General features: G+C 38.6%; 13 protein-coding genes and 1 tRNA gene. 8 read left to right on the top strand and 6 right to left on the bottom strand.

Annotated features, from left to right (window positions below; translation table 11 throughout):
• Positions 1-14: 14 nt before the first annotated feature.
• Positions 15-3,089 carry a SusC/RagA family TonB-linked outer membrane protein gene (locus CLW00_RS15790; protein WP_106134663.1) on the bottom strand — a complete coding sequence of 1,025 codons (3,075 nt, stop codon included), beginning with the start codon at positions 3,087-3,089 and terminating at the stop codon, positions 15-17.
• 367 nt (positions 3,090-3,456) lie between these two features.
• On the opposite strand from CLW00_RS15790, the gene CLW00_RS15785 reads away from it, so the two are divergent.
• Both CLW00_RS15785 and CLW00_RS15775 read left to right on the top strand, forming a co-directional pair.
• Positions 3,457-4,746: a sterol desaturase family protein gene (locus CLW00_RS15785; protein ID WP_106134662.1), complete on the top strand. Its 1,290-nt coding sequence runs from the start codon at positions 3,457-3,459 to the stop codon at positions 4,744-4,746.
• 482 nt (positions 4,747-5,228) lie between these two features.
• A complete protein-coding gene (locus CLW00_RS15775; protein WP_106134660.1) occupies positions 5,229-6,608 on the top strand; it encodes a Fic family protein in 1,380 nt (459 codons plus the stop codon).
• A 208-nt stretch (positions 6,609-6,816) separates the two neighbouring features.
• Here the strand turns inward: CLW00_RS15775 and CLW00_RS15770 are convergent.
• Positions 6,817-6,889 (bottom strand) — tRNA-Met (locus CLW00_RS15770).
• Between the two features lie 299 nt (positions 6,890-7,188).
• Here CLW00_RS15770 and era point away from each other — a divergent pair.
• From era to CLW00_RS15750, 4 genes are all read left to right on the top strand, one after another.
• The gene (gene era / locus CLW00_RS15765; RefSeq protein ID WP_106134659.1) at positions 7,189-8,079 is read left to right on the top strand and encodes a GTPase Era; all 891 of its coding nucleotides are present in this window, start codon (positions 7,189-7,191) and stop codon (positions 8,077-8,079) included.
• An 11-nt stretch (positions 8,080-8,090) separates the two neighbouring features.
• Positions 8,091-9,404, top strand: coding sequence for a ribosome biogenesis GTPase Der (der, locus tag CLW00_RS15760; RefSeq protein WP_106134658.1), 1,314 nt, complete (start codon positions 8,091-8,093; stop codon positions 9,402-9,404).
• An 81-nt stretch (positions 9,405-9,485) separates the two neighbouring features.
• On the top strand, positions 9,486-9,683 hold the full coding sequence (locus tag CLW00_RS15755; RefSeq protein ID WP_106134657.1) for a hypothetical protein: 198 nt from the start codon (positions 9,486-9,488) through the stop codon (positions 9,681-9,683).
• Positions 9,684-9,743: 60 nt separating this feature from the next.
• A complete protein-coding gene (locus tag CLW00_RS15750) occupies positions 9,744-10,361 on the top strand; it encodes a SprT family zinc-dependent metalloprotease (RefSeq protein ID WP_106134656.1) in 618 nt (205 codons plus the stop codon).
• Positions 10,362-10,367: 6 nt separating this feature from the next.
• Here the strand turns inward: CLW00_RS15750 and scpB are convergent, their stop codons facing one another.
• From scpB to CLW00_RS15735, 4 genes are all read right to left on the bottom strand, one after another.
• Positions 10,368-10,928 carry an SMC-Scp complex subunit ScpB gene (gene scpB / locus CLW00_RS15745; protein ID WP_106134655.1) on the bottom strand — a complete coding sequence of 187 codons (561 nt, stop codon included), beginning with the start codon at positions 10,926-10,928 and terminating at the stop codon, positions 10,368-10,370.
• On the bottom strand, positions 10,929-11,312 hold the full coding sequence (locus CLW00_RS15740) for a TraR/DksA family transcriptional regulator (protein WP_106134654.1): 384 nt from the start codon (positions 11,310-11,312) through the stop codon (positions 10,929-10,931).
• A gap of 122 nt (positions 11,313-11,434) precedes the next feature.
• Positions 11,435-11,581: a hypothetical protein gene (locus CLW00_RS21425; RefSeq protein ID WP_170073231.1), complete on the bottom strand. Its 147-nt coding sequence runs from the start codon at positions 11,579-11,581 to the stop codon at positions 11,435-11,437.
• A 65-nt stretch (positions 11,582-11,646) separates the two neighbouring features.
• Entirely contained in the window at positions 11,647-14,928 is a 3,282-nt protein-coding gene (locus CLW00_RS15735) for a lamin tail domain-containing protein (protein ID WP_170073230.1), read from the bottom strand.
• Positions 14,929-15,163: 235 nt separating this feature from the next.
• Between CLW00_RS15735 and CLW00_RS15730 the strand changes: the two genes are divergently transcribed.
• Together CLW00_RS15730 and CLW00_RS15725 are read left to right on the top strand one after the other, a co-directional pair.
• The gene (locus CLW00_RS15730; RefSeq protein ID WP_106134652.1) at positions 15,164-16,153 is read left to right on the top strand and encodes an aspartate-semialdehyde dehydrogenase; all 990 of its coding nucleotides are present in this window, start codon (positions 15,164-15,166) and stop codon (positions 16,151-16,153) included.
• Between the two features lie 43 nt (positions 16,154-16,196).
• Positions 16,197-17,351 carry a class I SAM-dependent methyltransferase gene (locus CLW00_RS15725; RefSeq protein WP_245917317.1) on the top strand — a complete coding sequence of 385 codons (1,155 nt, stop codon included), beginning with the start codon at positions 16,197-16,199 and terminating at the stop codon, positions 17,349-17,351.
• Positions 17,352-17,462: the final 111 nt, after the last annotated feature.

The raw sequence follows: 17,462 nt of genomic DNA, 5'->3' as shown, positions 1-17,462 counted from the left end.
TTAGAGTATTTTAATTAAAATCCAACGTTAAGACCCATAGACCATGTCCTGATGATAGGGGCAACGTTCCAGTCCACACCAAAATTCAATTGACCTCCAAATGCATTGGACTCAGGATCTAAACCTGAATATTTGGTAAAAATCAAAGGGTTTTGCACTTGAGCAAAAAATCTTGCACTTCTAATGTTGCCATTGAAAGTATTTTCTATAAATGTTCTAGGAACCCTATAACCTACTACAATATTCTGAACTCTTACGAAATCACCTCTTTCGATAAATCTTGAGTTAGCTGCAGAAGTTTGCCAAGTATTTGAATCTCTACCTGCATACAATCTTGGGATATCAGTCACTTGACCGCTTTCTGTCCATCTGTTTTGGATTTCTGAAAGGTTGTTTGAGAATCCAAGTCCTAGCAATCCTCTTTTAGACTCATTCATGATGTAGTTGCCACCTGAATATCTTATGAAGATTTCCGCATCCCAATTTTTATATGAGAAGTTGTTAGACCATCCACCTTGGTATTTCGGCAGGGTATTTCCTAAGAAAAACTGGGTAGGAGGTGTTCCTGCAACATCTACATTGCCTGGATCATTTGGATCAAATGCTCTCCATGAACTAGCACCTTGCAACTGCACGATATTGTCCTCGCTGTAATACATTGCATTTCCATTGGCTGGGTTTACTCCAGCCCATTTGAAACCATATAGCTGCGCTATAGGACCTCCTTCAACGGTTCTGTTATATGTACCTGTTAGAGGTTGTACCAATGTAGTCACTTCGTTATTCAACCATGTGAAGTTGAAATCAGTATTCCAGACAAAATCACCTCTTTGCAATACCTTGGTCATCAATCTTAATTCAAGACCTTGATTGAATAAAGCCCCAACGTTTTGACTAATGGTATTACCTGGTACGCCCAAAGATGGAGCTGTTGGAGCATTTAGCACTAAACCATCCACATTGTTATAAAAGTAGTCTGCAGCAATAGTTACATTTCCTACAGTCATATCCATACCGACGTTAAACTTCTTAGAAGTTTCCCACTGAAGTGCAACGTTTGCTACGTTAGAGTAACCAATACCGGCACCCGCTGCAGCCAATACAGGACCGAAACCACCGGCATAAGGGAAAGAACCACCAGGTAAGGATACGTTACCTACTTCTGCATAAGATGCTCTTACTTTAAAGTCGGATATCAAGTCACTATTGAAAAAGCCTTCGTCTGATACTCTCCATCCAATAGATCCACCTGGGAATGTACCTCTTCTGTTTTCTGTAGCCAATTGAGAAATGCCATCATTTCTTACAGTCAATGACAACAGGTATTTTCCTTTAAAACTATAGTTTAGCCTACCAAAATATGAATCAAATCCTTGCTCTTGGAAACCACCACCAGAAAACTGATTGTTGTAAGAACCTGAAATCAAGTTTCTATATCTGAAAAACTCATCTGAGAAGTCAGTTCCTTGTGCAGTGAAATTGTAAAAATTTGTATACTGGTATTCTACACCTGCAGTCAAATTAATATTATGATCTTCACCGATTACAGTCTGATAGTTCAAGGTGTTTTGCCAGTTCCATCTGAAAACAGGGTTGTATCTCTGTGTAACGGAACCATTTGAACTTCTTCCATCGCCATGTCTTGCATCTAAGGAGGTAAAGTCATCCGACATTGTCAAATCGATACCTATTTGTGATCTAGCTGTCAATCCATCTATGATGTCAACTTCAGCGTAGGCATTTCCCAATACCCTGTGAGCTCTGTTTCGATAAATGTTGTTTTCTAAAACATATACGATGTTAGGGATATTGTTGTCAGGACCGGCCAAGTTAGCGCCAAAACCAGTTGTTGCTCCGTTTGGTGTGATATTGAATCCACCAAAGGCAGTGTTTTCAGGATCATAAATCGGCACGTTTGGCAACGCTCTTGTAGCATTATAGATAGCGCCTGAAAGTGAATTTGCACCGTTGTTTAAGCCAACAATTTCAGTATAAGTGTAGGACAAACTCTTTCCTATGCGCAGTCTCTTAGAAATAGCATGATCAATATTTGACCTGAAAGCATATCTTTTTAAATCATTACTTCTAATAGCTGATTCTTGATCTGTGAATCCCGCTGAGAAAAAATATTTAGTGTTCTCTGATCCACCGCTGATTGAAAGGTTATGTTGCTGGGTTGTACCTCTTCTAAGGACAGCATCTTGCCAATCTGTATTTACTCCTGGATTTGCTAAAAGAGATTGGTTAAGGTTTGATCTCTTTTCGTTTGCAATTTCCACAAATTGGTCTCCAGTCAACAGATCAAATCTATTCACATCTTCATTGAAACCAGTACTCATGCTGTAGTTTACTTGAGCCTTTCCAGATTGACCTCTTTTAGTAGTGATCAATATCACACCATTGGCAGCTCTAGAACCATATATAGCAGAAGCTGATCCATCTTTCAATACTTCATAAGACTCAATGTCTGCAGGGTTGATATTAGAAAGTGGATTCGCTGATACAGAGTTAGAACGATCTGAGTCTACGACCGGTACTCCATCAATTACGATCAATGGATCGGCTCCACCTGAAAGGGAGTTGACACCTCTAATTCTGATGATAGGTCTAGCACCGATAATACCAGAAGGTACAGTAACTTGAACACCTGGAGCTCTACCCGCCAGTTGTGTATCAAAAGAAGGGGCAACCAGGTTCTCAATGGCTTCATTGTTGATCGAGGTAACAGAACCCGTTACATCTCTTCTTTCTTGAGTGCCATAACCAACTACTACAACTTCACTTAGAGTTTTTAAATCGGCTTCTAATAAAACATTGATTTGAGAGCTGTTTCCAATAGCCATTTCCTTAGTCATGAAGCCTACAAAGCTAAATGTTAGTACGCTAGAACCTTCCGGAACGCTTATCGAATATGAGCCATCTAGGTCTGTAATAGTGCCTAAGGTTGTACCTTTGACTCGAACGTTGACACCGGGGATACCATCTGGTTCTTCAACAGAAGTTACTTTTCCAGTTACCGTTCGGCTTTGCGCAGCTACAGTTAACACTGTCATGAATGCTAAGGCAAAGCTTAGTAAAATTTTTTTCATAGGATAGTTGTTGATTTTATCAAAAATTATTTGCGGCAATTATCTTGTTAAAAAAAGTTAAAAACAAGATGAAAAAACATTATAACTACGCAAAATCAGAATATTGTAAAAAAATGTAAATAATGTCCTCATTTACGAAGTGGATCATGTAACAAAGTAGATCATGTTCCTTTAAAAGTGATATCAGAAGACATACCTGTCTTTTATTCCTGCTTACAGGCCTTCTATCATGCTTTCTGACACATGGTAGGGTTTTCTCGTGACAGACTTGTTTGTATACGACCAAATTATATTTCATTTTCCGAAAAATTTGAATTTGACGCCTATCTGCATTAATTTGTTACCTGATTGACAAGTATATAAACCCATGGAACTTTACGCCAAAGCCCTTTCGATTGCCATTCCTTTTTTTCTTATCCTGATCATTATCGAGGAGATAGCTGCTCGTAAAATGAAAAAACAGGTCAATAGAGGCATGGATACCATTTCCAGCTTGAGTTCCGGAATGACAAATACGCTCAAAAACCTTATGGGATTGTCCATTGCTATCATTTCCTATGCTTGGTTGGTGGATAAAGTAGCAATTTTTGATATCAAAAGTACTTGGTTGGTTTATGTATTGGCTTTTATAGGGATTGATTTTGTGGGTTACTGGAGTCATAGGTTTGATCATAAAATAAACGCCTTTTGGAATAGGCATATCGTTCACCACAGTTCTGAAGAATTCAATCTGAGTTGTGCTTTGAGACAGTCCATTTCTGCAATTATTGGAATATATTTCTTCTTATATATTCCAATGGCGTTTTTAGGGATTCCTGCAGAAGTGGTGGCAATCATTGCACCTATTCATCTGTTCGCCCAGTTCTGGTACCATACCCGATTGATAGGAAAAATGGGTATTCTGGAGCATATTCTCGTTACGCCTTCCCATCATCGAGTGCATCATGCCATCAATGATGTTTATTTGGACAAAAACCTTTCTCAGATTTTCATTTTCTGGGACAAATTATTTGGGACCTTTCAGGAAGAACTGGAAGAAGAACCGCCTGTATATGGTGTCAAGAAACCTGTAAATACCTGGAATCCATTGATCATTAATTATGTGCATTTTTGGGCATTGATACAGGACGCTTGGAGGACTAAAAACTGGTGGGATAAGTTAAGGATTTGGTTTATGCCTACAGGTTGGAGACCGGCAGATGTTGCTGAAAAGTATCCTTGGTCTTATTGGAAAAATGCCTTTGATCAGGTGAAGTATGACAGCCAGCCATCTAAGTCCCTTCAAGTATGGTCTTGGGTACAGATGATCATAGCATTTGGAATGGTGTTTCATGTCTTGGTGGCCTTTGTACAATTCCAGTATTTGGAAGTCATGCTCTATGCGGTTTTTATGATGGTATTTATTTTTGCTTACACCAGCCTTATGGATAAGGCAAGGGTAGCTATTCCTGCTGAGATCGTCAGGTTTGCAATGGGAATTGCGCTTTATGTTTGGAACGGAGGCTGGTTTGGTCTACAGGAAATCATTCCTGGAGCTGATATGATTGTATTGGGATTTTTAACCATTTCCTTGTTTATGACCTTTAGATTTATCCAAAAAGAAGCGCCACAAAAATCTGCAAGTATAGTTCCGGAGGCGATGACAGCGGGGAGGTAATTTCTGTTTAACCGTGACCTGTAAAGCGCGGTTTATCATGAAATGCAATGGCATATCCGCCAATAACCAAATATTCCACTTTAATTGAATGATGAGCTTTTTTTAACTCATTAAATTGGCGTCAGACTTTTGCTCAATGGTTTCTTTGTCGGCAATTATCCAAGGTCATTTCGTTTTGTCCAGACGATATTCTTCTAAGTCTATTTTCAAAACGGTCCATAAAAAGGGTGGATTAAAAGTGGTTAAACAGAAAAATGAAATTCATAATCCTAATGCTAGAAGATTAGTGGCCACCAATACCCCCACCCAAAAAAATAATAAACCTAAATACAGACTGTATAAGGGGTTCTGAGTAGCGGGAACAGGATTCTATAAAAACACTGGTTTTTAGAATTTTCAGTATCGTGACAATTAGAGTGACGCAATTATTTTTATTGCGTCATTTTTGAGCTATTATTGTCACGATAAACATTGGATTGAAGATGGTAAATCGAGATGAGCTACAACTAATTGAAGAAACGATTGCGTCATCTTCTGATGGTTTAGGAATAGAACAACTTCTTAGGTTGCTCCCATTTCAAATTGAGAAGAGAGCGCTACAAAGAAGACTAAAAAGCCTTAGAGAAAAGAACTTGATCCTAATGAAAGGAGAGGCTCGGTCCACACGTTATTATGCAAATATCCCTGAACAAACACAGGATTCCAAAAGCATTAAATCAACAGAGGAGCCACAATCAACCATTCCACTTTCAGAAGAAGGAAAGGCTATTTTAGCCTTAGTTTCCCACCCTGAAATCCAAAAAACACCAGCCGGATATGTTCGATCCTTTTTAGAAAACTATCGCCCGAATAGTGACAGTTTTCTCAGCAAAGAAGAAAAACAAAAACTAGCTGAATGGGGGAAAACAAAGGATAATGAACAGCCGGCCGGAACCTATGCCAGAGAAATATTGAACCGTTTATTAATCGATCTTTCCTGGAATTCAAGTAGACTGGAAGGCAACACCTATTCCCTGTTGGATACGGAGTTGCTTATACATAATGGAAAAGCCCCCTCCAATAAATCTCCAATGGAAACGCAGATGATTCTTAACCACAAAGAAGCTATTGAGTTTTTGGTAGAATCTTCTGATGAGGTGGGCTTCAATCGCTATACTTTTCTCAATCTACATGCGCTTCTTTCAAACAACCTGTTACCCAATCCCGCAGCATCAGGTAGGCTTAGGACATTTGGTGTCGGAATTGCAAATTCCGTGTTTACCCCGTTAGGAATTCCGCAACTCATCGAAGAATCTTTTGACCTAATTCTGGCAAAAGTAAGACAAATAGAAAATCCATTTGAGCAGGCTTTTTTTCTATTGGTTCAGCTTCCCTACCTGCAGCCTTTTGATGATGTCAATAAGCGAGTATCTAGATTAGCAGCCAATATTTCGTTGAATCGACACAATCTTGCACCTCTTTCGTTTGTAGATGTGCCAGAACAAACCTATATCAAAGGAATGCTTGGCATTTATGAATTAAACCGAATCGAATTATTCAAGGATGTTTTTCTATGGGCATATGAGCGATCCGCTATGCGTTATGCTGCAATCCGTCAGTCTTTGGGTGAACCAGATCCATTTCGTATGAAATACCGGGAAGAAATACGTGCGATTGTCAATCAAATTGTTTGCAATGCAACGGAAAAGGAAAATGCATCAGAAATAGTTGAATCTGAAGCCAAAAAATTACCTGAAATTGATCGATCTAGGTTCTCTGAAGTAGTTGAAACCGAACTCCTCGAGCTTCATGAAGGTAATTTTGTACGTTATCGTATCAAACCTTCCGAATTTTCTGCATGGAAAAAGAAATGGGATTTCTAGAAAAATTCAATCAATTCGGAAACGCTACTATTTAAACTCTCATTGCAACCTACTTATTTTTTGCTTTCATAATTCTCAAAAACCTGAAAAAAGGGGGCATGCTTGGAGATAATTTGAATTAAATAGGATCTAAATACATTGATACACCACAAATGAGAGGCTATAAAACACAAAAAGTTGGTCGTAAAACGACCAACTGATTGTTTAGTAGCGGGAACAGGACTCGAACCTGTGACCTTTGGGTTATGAGCCCAACGAGCTACCAACTGCTCCATCCCGCGATATATTTTTAAAGCTTTCGAGCTTTTTATTTCAGTTTTTTTAAGGACTTCCTCCTTAATGATGACACAAAAGTATATGACCGTTTCTTAAAATGCAAATATCATCAGGCTTTTTTTGTTGTAGCATGAGTTTTAAAATAATTATTTTGGAATAAAGTCTTGATGGAGAGGCGTTTTTCGCTGAAATATTTTACAAATAAGTGTTTTTATATCCATGATCGGAAGTTTATTTGGTTATTGAAGCTTAAACTATCAGATACTCAAAAAATTAGAGTACCTTTGTGTAAAAAATTGTAGTCATGACCGAAAATACACACAAAGCAGGCTTTGTTAACATAGTTGGTAAACCCAATGTTGGCAAATCCACACTTATGAATGTGTTGATCGGTGAGAGACTTTCGATCATCTCCTCCAAAGCCCAGACCACCCGTCATAGGATTATGGGCATTATCAATGATGAGCAATATCAGGTGATATTTTCGGATACTCCCGGTATGCTCAAACCCAAATACGAGCTGCATAAAAGCATGATGGGTTTTGTTAATATATCTTTGGAGGATGCAGATGTGATACTTTTCGTAACCGATCTATTTGAAACTGATGAAGAAATAGAAGACGTAATTGAAAAGATCAATAATTCAGGTGTTCCTGTGCTACTTGTCATCAACAAAATTGACCTTTCTAAGGAAAATCAATTGGAAGAAGTCACGGCTTATTGGACCCAAAGAATCAAGGCAGAAACAGTCATTCCGATCTCTGCCTCCGAAAGTTTCAATACCGAACGCATTCTGGTTGAAATCCTTGATAGGATACCTATTCATCCACCTTATTACGATAAAGAAGAACTTACCGATAAGCCGGAGAGATTCTTTGCATCTGAAATTGTCCGGGAAAAAATCTTTCTGAATTATAAAAAAGAAATCCCGTACAGTACCGAAGTGGCAATAGAGGATTTCTATGAAGAGAAAAATATCATTCGTATCCGAGCGGTCATCTATGTGGAAAGAAATAGCCAAAAAGGCATTATCATAGGAGATAAAGGAAAGGCACTCAAAAGAGTGGGGATTCAGGCAAGGGAGGAAATGGAAAAGTTCTTTGGGAAGAAAATATTTCTCGAAACTTTCGTCAAAGTAGAAGATGATTGGAGAAAAAATAAAAATAAGTTGAGAAAATTTGGTTACGACCAATAAGTAATAGGATTATGGCAAATATAGTAGCAATTGTAGGTAGACCCAATGTGGGCAAATCTACCTTTTTTAATAGATTGATTGAAGAGCGTAAAGCGATAGAGGATAATGTGTCGGGAGTTACTCGAGATAGGCATTATGGCCATGCCACTTGGGGTGGAAAGTTTTTTTCAGTCATCGATACGGGTGGTTATGTGACCGGATCTGATGATATGTATGAAGCAGAAATCCGCAAACAAGTAAAGCTTGCATTGGAAGAAGCCAATGTCATTTTATTTGTTGTGGATTGTCATGACGGTCTCACAGATTTGGATAAGGAGTTTGCCAAAGAGCTGAGAGCAACAAAAAAGCCTGTTTTTATAGTGGCAAATAAAGCGGATACTCCTGAAAAGGCAATGATGTCAGCTGAATTCTACGCTATGGGATTGGGTGAAAATGATGTTTTTACCATTGCAGCTACAAGTGGCAGCGGTACAGGTGACTTACTTGATGAGGTGATCAAGCACTTCCCTGAAGATGGTGAGGAAGATCCAGAAGATGGAATTCCACGTATTGCCATTCTGGGAAGGCCTAATGTAGGGAAGTCATCTTTTCTAAATGCACTTCTTGGAAAAGAAAGGTCAATCGTAACAGATGAAGCGGGCACCACCCGAGATGCCATCCATACCAGATATAAATTGTATGGCAAAGACTTTATCATTACCGATACTGCTGGAATCAGAAAGAAAGCCAAAGTCAAAGAAGACATTGAGTTCTATTCAGTGATGCGTTCTCTGAGAACATTGGAAGAATCTGATGTGCTTATCATCATGGTAGATGCTACCCGAGGATTGGAAGCGCAAGATATGAACCTTATCTCTTTGGGTATCAAAAACAACAAAGGGATCATGATCATGATCAATAAGTGGGATTTGGTTGAAAAGGATCACAAGACCTTGGACACGCTTAAAAAGGATATGGTGGAAAGGTTGGGTGAGAATAAATGGATTCCGATTATTTCCACTTCTGTAGAAACCAAGCAAAGAATTTTCCAGGCAATTGAGCTGGCGGTAAAAGTTTATGATAACAAAACCAGGAAAGTAGCTACTTCAAAACTTAATGACAAGATGCTCCCTGAAATTGAGAATTATCCGCCACCGGCAAATAAAGGGAAGTACATCAAGATTAAATATATCACTCAACTTCCTACAAAAAACCCTGTTTTTGCATTCTTTTGCAATCTTCCACAGTATATCAAAACACCTTATACCAGGTTCTTGGAGAACAGGCTTCGTGAAAACTTTGATTTTGAGGGCGTTCCGATAAAAATTACTTATAAAAAGAAATAAAAAATATTCTTTTAAAAGCTTGAATATCCGTAGTAAAGAATTACTTTTGCGAGCTTAATTTTAAGAATCAAACCAAACATCATGAAAAAGGTATTTGCAATGTTCGCTGTAGCTGGTATGTTATTTACCGCTGCTTGTGGAAACAAAGAATCAAACGAAGAAACTGAAATCGAAGTAATCATCGAAGAAACAGAAGAAACTCTTGAAGAGTCTACTGAAGAAGTTGAAGGTGCTATCGAAGATTCAGTTGAAGTAGTTGAAGAAGAAATCGAAGCTTAATTTTCTTCTCATTCCATTAAAAAGTCCCGCAGAAATGTGGGACTTTTTTTATATTCGGGCATGAGTAAAGATTCAAGTTTTTTAGAGGCTTTCCAAAAACATATTCCCGAAGCTGCGGTGGATTATTGTTTTGGATTATGGAAGGAAGATCCATTTAATTTTTTGATTACAAAAGAAAGGCAGAGTAAACTTGGGGATTTTAGGTATAGGAGAGACAGGAAACTTCAGACCATTTCTATCAATTATAATTTGAATTCTTTTCAGTTTTTGATTACCTATTTACATGAACTGGCACATTACAGGGCATTCAAAAAGTATGGGCTCCAAATAGCACCACACGGGATAGAATGGAAAATGACATTCCAAGGCTTAATGATACCCATGCTAGAAAATCGAGTCTTTCCACAAGACATTCACTTGGCTTTGACCAAGCACATGTCAAATCCAAAAGCAAGTACAGGAGCAGATCTTTTTCTCAGCAAGGTCATCAAAGCATATGACAAGCAAAAACATGACGGAGTTTTGCTCTTGGCAGATCTACAGGCTGGAGATCAATTTGAGATCAAAGGGAGAAAATTTACGAAAGAACATCTTAGAAGGACCAGAGTTTTATGTGAGGAGGTGAGTACAGGGAGAAAGTACTTGATTTCAGCCCACGCAGAAGTGCTTAAGGTCTGATACAACCTACTCTTTTTCTTCTCCAATCTGATTTTCTTCCTGACTGAAATCTTTTGGCTGCGGCAGATCTGATATTTTATTTATTCCAAAATACTCCATGAATTTTTCGCTGGTACCATAGAGTATTGGTTTGCCGACCGAGTCCGCTTTACCTTTTATGGAGACCAATTCTTTTTCTAAAAGTTTTTGAATAGAATAATCACAACTAACCCCACGAATATGTTCAACTTCAGTTTTGGTCACAGGTTGCTTGTAAGCAATGATGGACAATGTTTCGAGTTGTGCAGTGGAAAGCCTCTTCTGAGATTGTTGTTTGAGGAGAATGGAAATACTTACCTGGTAGGCTGGTTTTGTTAAAAACTGGTAACCACCTCCTAAATGTTCAAGTGCAAAAGAAAATTCATCGCTGCTGTACTTTTCCTGAAGCATGGTGATCGCTTCTAAGATATGCTCTTTTGGTACATCTGATTCAAACATCTCCGATAGGCATTTTTGAATCTCTTCAATAGCTAGCGGAGATGTGGCACAGAAAATAAGGGCTTCAATATGTTTATGCAGAAATTCCAATTACTTCTTGGCAAGTTTAGCCTCTATTGAGTGCATGGTGTGAGGAACAGCCCTGAGCCTATCTTTGGAAATCAATTTGCCGGTATCCACACATACTCCATAGGTACCGTTTTTGATTCTTACAAGAGCATTTTCCAGGTTAATGATGAATTTTTGTTGCCTTCCAGCCAGTTGACTCAAGCTTTCTCTCTCCAAAGTGTCTGCACCATCTTCCAAAAGTTTGGATGTAGAAGCTGTAAAATCAGTTCCTGAATCGTTCTTTTTACTTAATGACTGCTTAAGTGAGCTCAATTCCTCCTTAGCCACAGTCAATTTTTTCATGATGATTTCTTCAAACTCTTTTAGCTCCTCTGGAGAATATGCTGTTTTTTCTTCTTGGCTCATAGTAATAATGTTTTAATGGTGAGTAATCCAATCTACCTGGAGTGATTGAAAAGTCCCCTAAAATACGCTTAGCATTTGAAAATCAAAAATAAAAAAACCGTCGTTGGACGGTTTTTAAAATCTTAGAGGTTTTGGACTCTTTTCATCAAGACTTTTTCATCCATGATCAGGCGGTAATGAACCCGAAGGTATCTTTGTATAACCTTGATTGTCTTGCCTTTTTCTACGAAATAGGTTTTTAATGTTTGAGTGATCAGATCGGGTTTCATTGCTTTCAGAATTTTAAGTGGATGCTTCTAAGATACTGAAATTGGAAGTTTTAAACTAGATAATTTTAAAATTTGGTACCTACAACTACAGTTTTTCTGATTTGAGTTACTTTTCCCTGCAGGTCAAAGATCTCTATCCAAATAATATAGTGTCCTGGCCTAACTTTTCTATTATTCATGTCTGTACCATCCCATAGGTAAAACCCTTTCTCTCCCCAGACAGCGTTTTGACATAATTCTTTTATTAAAATGCCTCCAGGATGATAAATGCGCATTGTGGCGATCTTTCCTGATTGGGACATATAATAGCTGATAGTAGTAAATGGTTGTTCACCCGCGGCTTCTGGAACGAAGACTCTCGGACTGATTTCGATGCCGAAATCCTCATTTCCTTCAAAGTTTTGGGAGTTTTTGTATCCAGGGCTTGCATATCCTTCTGATGACGAAGCAGATTGCCAATTGTTTGGGTCATTGACTGGTGCAAATGGAGAAAGCCTTTCAAGGGAAATCCCCCGTTTTTCCTTAATCAATGGATGATGCATTCTTTCTGAATAGCTGAAAATCTCGATCAACTCTTCTTCAGGATTGAGCAGCACAACATTTCCTGCTGATATTGGGAAACTTGGAAGGGAGCTGTATTCCACAAACCTGTCTTCCTTACCCTTTGGATATTCTTGTTTGAGTTTTGCTCTATCAGTTGTAAATACCAAAAATGAAAATGGTTCTAAAATCATGTCCTCCGAAAATAGGATTCGTCTATTTGCAACCTCATCAGAAGTATTTAGATTGGCTAGTTTCCAGTCTTTCATGTTGAGGAATTTTGAAGAAGAATTATAAATTTCAACGAATTTTGGTGCTCCTGTTCTGGGATTGAAAAGTACCTCATTGATGACAATATCTCCTTTTGATGCGAAGTCAGGAAGGATGAAATACACGGTTTCTTTTTCTTCAAATAAATTACCACTACAATCTCTGAGGCTGTTGATGCGGATATTGTATTTTGTATTTGCTTTTATTTTCTCTTCGAAATGAAGGATTAGCGAGTTTGGAGTAATCCCTATTTCGATTTTTGCAATGCTGAGGTTTGGACTGATTTCCAAGTTTACATTTCGCAGGTCTTGATTGAGAACTTTGTCAAAATTCAAGCTGACAATGTTGGCTTCCAATATTTGGAAGCTGAGAAATTTTGGGGAAGAGAGGTCAGGCGTTTCTTCAAAAACGGAATTCACTTTCCCTGGTGTACCGCGGGCAGGGTCTTGAGAAACCTTCAAGTTGCTTGGTAGATAGCATTTGAGGAATGGGTTTGCAAGCTCAAGACTATAGCCGCCACTAGCAAAGGAGGAGGATCCAAAAGAGCTTGAATTATAATTTAAACTGTCCAATACCTCTTCAGTAGCAGACAAGAGGTTAACCTGGTCTGCCGTGTTGAGTAAAGTTGGCCAATTGGTCAATCCCAAAACCTCACCATATTTTTCGAATTGGGTGCTTTGGTTTCTGGGTGAGAGTATGAGGTAGTTTTTGGGGCCAATCACAGCGCTTGGTAGTATACTCGCTCTCCGTGAATTCGCCAGTTGCATGCCTCCAAGGTATACCGGATGCTCCGTTGTGTTAAATACTTCGACATACTCAACATTTGGGAGCATATTTCCTGATCTTGGGGCAGGCATTATTTCATTGATGACAATGTCTTTATAGGAAATAGCCGGGAATTGTGTTGCATTGAAAGTCTTTATGAGATTTTCCGAGAAATTTCCATTGAGATCAGAGATTTTATTGATTTCCAGCACATAATTCAGTTCTGTTTGAAAGTTACTGTTCCACGAAAGAATAATTTGATGGCCTCTAATGACCACCTGACTGGGGTTTGTTCCTTCAATTGCATAGTTATTAAGAATAGATGCGAATATAGGGTCTATCTTTTCAGAGAAAATCAGCAATAAAGTGGATTCATTCAGAAGGATCACCTCGATCAAGTCTGGGGGAGTGATGTCATAAACAAAAGCCTGAGATGAACCAGGAAGGAAAAGTCCCCGACCACTTTTTCTATGAGGTATGTTCAGTGTATAATTAATGCCTTCATCAAGTGGAGCATCTGTATATAGTTTGAGCATTAGGCTGTCAGGCAAACTGACCTTGAATTCAAACTCAGGAAATTCTTCTATTTTGAAATGGAGTTCATCAATATCATCAGGATTTTGGGGAATACTACTCTGTACATAGATAGTATTTGGGTCAAGGGCAAAAACATCTTCTACATAATCTTTGTATAAAAATTCAAGGCTGCTTTTGTCAGGATTAGTTTCAGCCGAATTATTGGCAATATTTTCAGCCACAATATTGACAGTTTGGTCTAAAACTAGCGGCGTATTTAAGTCAAGAAGAATACTGAATTGATCATCTGAGAGTGTAATGCTGATGGGTGATTTTCCATTTACTGTAAAATTGGCTGTCTGACTTACGCTGCTTGGCGAGTAGAATTGGGTAAAATGTAATTTCAGTAAATCGGGAGAAAGAATTTCAGCTTCACCAATTGTAATCATCTCATTTATGACTATTTCAGACACTTTTGCAGTCACTTTACCTGTGCCGTCCTTGAGGTTTGAAATGTCAACAGTTGAAAAGGCTGGAATCGGTTGTTCTGTAAATATTATTAAAGTGGTATCCGTAGGGAAAAGTAAGTAATCAATCTTGTTTCCACTTATACTTATTTGAGGACTCTCAGGAGGAAATATCTTTCTGTTGAAGTCCATAGAAAAAGAGTAGGGACTTAATGTCTTTGTTCTTTTGATTTTCAGAGGATCAACCTCTTCTTCCGACTCAAAAAGACCCACATCGTCCATAAAAAATCTGGCAGCCGATCCAGTTCCCGGGCCAAATCTGATCTCATATTTGATCCATATAAGATCTTGATTTTGAAAAATGAGAGGTATTGGTATTTCAAAAAGTGTGTAGTCATTGTTGCGGTTAGCGAAAGTTTTTTCATCACCTACTTGAATGGGGTTTTCATAATTTTCGCCATCTGAAGAAAATGAAATATAGGGCAAAACAGGCCGGTCTCCAGTTCCATTAGATTTTGACTTGGCAAAAAAGGCCAGTTTGGGGTTTGTGAAGGTCTTGGTGGAGGTTTTATGGTAAATTACTCCATTGAATGAGCTGATCGCTTGAACCCCCAAGGCCTGGCTTCCAAATCTGCCTTCTCCCTTGGCTTGAAAAACTCTTGACGAAGTACCTCTCACCTCATTCGCAGACCAATTTGGTAAGAATTCCTTAGGATGGTTTAAAATAGTAAAGTCCTTCTCAAAATCTTGAATTTGAGCAAAGCCTGCAAACGAGTAAAAAGTGTACATTAGGGTCAAAAGTATTTTTTGAAATCCCTTTAAAAACCTCCTCTTCATGATACATAAAATTAAAAAAGAGGTTGATTTTTATATAAGATTATCCGATTAAGCAGATTTCTTTGATGTTTTTTTAAAAAACAGCCTAGATTTTTGGAAACTAATCAATTATACTGCCCTGATGTATCTTTTTTTGGGAATTCTTCTTTTACCTTTGCGGTTCCTTAAAAAATTAATCTAAACAAAAATGAAACTAGCAGTAGTAGGAGCTACCGGATTGGTAGGCTCAGAAATCCTCGAAGTGCTGGAAGAGCACAATTTCCCATTTGATGAATTATTACTCGTGGCCAGTGAAAGGTCAGCAGGAAAGAAGATGTCTTTCAAAGGTAAGGAATACACCATTAAGGGATTGAAACAGGCCGTTTCTGAGAAGCCTGATATTGCAATCTTCTCTGCTGGTGGAAGCACTTCATTAGAATGGGCGCCACAATTTGCAGCTGTGGGTACAATTGTAATTGATAATTCCTCGGCTTGGAGAATGGACCCTTCTAAAAAATTAGTAGTTCCTGAGATCAATGCCAAGGACATAAGAATTGACGATAGGATCATTGCGAACCCAAATTGCTCCACGATTCAAATGGTAGTGGCTCTCAACCTGCTGCATGAAAAGTACAAGATCAAAAGAATTGTAGTTTCTACTTATCAGTCTGTGACCGGAACTGGTAAGGCGGCTGTAGATCAAATGATGGCTGAGAGAGCTGGAGAGGCTGCAGAAATGGTTTATCCGCATAAAATTGATATGAATGTGCTGCCTCATATTGATGTGTTCCAGCCAAATGGTTATACCAAGGAGGAAATGAAGATGATCAATGAAACCAAGAAGATTTTTGGTGATGATAGCATTCAAGTGACAGCTACCACTGTCCGCATACCTACTATGGGAGGACATTCTGAAGCTGTCAATGTAGAATTCCATCGGGATTTCGATTTGAATGAAGTCATAGAGGTTTTGGCTAAAACGCCAGGAGTGGCCATACAGGATGATCCTGCCAATAATATTTATCCTATGCCATTGACTGCGCACAAAAAAGACGAGGTCTTTGTAGGCCGTCTAAGAAGGGATGAATCTCAGGCAAACACATTGAACATGTGGATAGTGGCAGATAATCTTAGAAAAGGCGCTGCGACCAATGCCGTTCAGATTGCAAGCTATCTTGTAGAACATAGCATGGTGTAGTTTGACTGGAGCGGAAGTATATAGCGATAAAATAAAACAATTTGTGCAGGACCACCTAACGGAGGATCCTGCACAATTGCTTTTGACCTATATGGGGAAAGTGGAATTCGACCTGAAGTTTGCTGTGCAGCAAATCAAAGCCCGCCAAAAAGCCAAATCAAAAATACCAAGCTGGTATGGGAATGAAAAGCTGATTTTCCCAGTCAGTCTATCTATGGAACAAGCTTCATCAGAGGAAACAGCATTGTTTAAGGCTGATCTGGTTTCTGGAAGAAAAATGATAGACCTTACCGGTGGTTTGGGTGTAGACAGTTTTTTTGTAGGTCAAAACTTTGACATAGTAATGTACTGTGAGCAAAATCCTGAGCTTTTTGAAATATCAAAATATAACCTTGAACAGCTATCTCCTTCTAAATTCCGGTTTTATAATGGCAATAGTATTGACTTCCTTGGCAAAGTGGTAGAAAAGGTTGATCTGATATTTGTGGATCCGGCTAGAAGGGGAGAAGGAAACCAAAAGTTGTTTAAGCTTGAAGATTGTGAACCAAATGTGGTACAATATTGGGAAATGTTCAAGTCCAGAGCAAAATCCATTATGGTCAAAGTCTCGCCTATGTTGGATATAAAATCAGCCTTATCTTTTCTTCCTGGACTGTCCAAAGTAATAGTGCTTTCCGTCAAAAATGAAGTCAAAGAAATTTTGTTGTTTTGGTCAGGAGAAGGTAAAGAGGATGAAGCTTTAATTGAAACTGTTGATATCAATAGGGAAAGTAAATCCACATTTTCTTTTACCTATATTGAGGAGGAGAATGCCACTAGTAAAATCTCTGACACTACAGAAAAATACCTTATAGAACCCAATGCGGTTATATTAAAAGCGGGTGCATACCAGACTTTTGGCGTTCGTTTTGGTTTGGAAAAAATCCATCCAAATTCACATTTTTATACCTCTAAAGAATTGGTGGAGGAATATCCGGGAAGGGTTTTTGCAGTAATCGCTGAAATAAACCAACCCAAAAAAGAGATCAAAAAGCTTTTTCCCAATGGTTTAGTAAATGTAATTACGAGGAATTACAGTATGCCTGCGGAGGCATTGAAAAAGAAATTCAGGTTAAAGGATGGTGGGGAAGATTTTTTGATAGGATCCAAGACTTCGAAAGGCTTTCAGCTGTGGCATTGCAGGTTGGTAAGTGAGTGAAGACTCTCACTTCGGTGATACCACTCACTTCGGCTGTGCCATTTACATCAGCAAAAGAGAACGCCCCCGTTAGTGTCTCCACTAACGGGTAATGGATAACTACGTCGGAGG

The sequence above is a fragment of the Mongoliibacter ruber genome (assembly GCF_003003005.1).
Classification (GTDB): Bacteria; Bacteroidota; Bacteroidia; order Cytophagales; family Cyclobacteriaceae; genus Mongoliibacter; species Mongoliibacter ruber.
This window is presented reverse-complemented; position numbering and strand designations above follow the sequence as displayed.

Excerpts from the sequence above, each read along its gene's own strand:
- CLW00_RS15790 (WP_106134663.1), bottom strand. The coding sequence starts at position 3,089 with ATGAAAAAAATTTTACTAAGCTTTGCCTTAGCATTCATGACAGTGTTA.
- CLW00_RS15785 (WP_106134662.1), top strand. The coding sequence starts at position 3,457 with ATGGAACTTTACGCCAAAGCCCTTTCGATTGCCATTCCTTTTTTTCTT.
- CLW00_RS15775 (WP_106134660.1), top strand. The coding sequence starts at position 5,229 with ATGGTAAATCGAGATGAGCTACAACTAATTGAAGAAACGATTGCGTCA.
- era (WP_106134659.1), top strand. The coding sequence starts at position 7,189 with ATGACCGAAAATACACACAAAGCAGGCTTTGTTAACATAGTTGGTAAA.
- der (WP_106134658.1), top strand. The coding sequence starts at position 8,091 with ATGGCAAATATAGTAGCAATTGTAGGTAGACCCAATGTGGGCAAATCT.
- CLW00_RS15755 (WP_106134657.1), top strand. The coding sequence starts at position 9,486 with ATGAAAAAGGTATTTGCAATGTTCGCTGTAGCTGGTATGTTATTTACC.
- CLW00_RS15750 (WP_106134656.1), top strand. The coding sequence starts at position 9,744 with ATGAGTAAAGATTCAAGTTTTTTAGAGGCTTTCCAAAAACATATTCCC.
- CLW00_RS15740 (WP_106134654.1), bottom strand. The coding sequence starts at position 11,312 with ATGAGCCAAGAAGAAAAAACAGCATATTCTCCAGAGGAGCTAAAAGAG.
- CLW00_RS21425 (WP_170073231.1), bottom strand. The coding sequence starts at position 11,581 with ATGAAACCCGATCTGATCACTCAAACATTAAAAACCTATTTCGTAGAA.
- CLW00_RS15735 (WP_170073230.1), bottom strand. The coding sequence starts at position 14,928 with ATGTACACTTTTTACTCGTTTGCAGGCTTTGCTCAAATTCAAGATTTT.
- CLW00_RS15730 (WP_106134652.1), top strand. The coding sequence starts at position 15,164 with ATGAAACTAGCAGTAGTAGGAGCTACCGGATTGGTAGGCTCAGAAATC.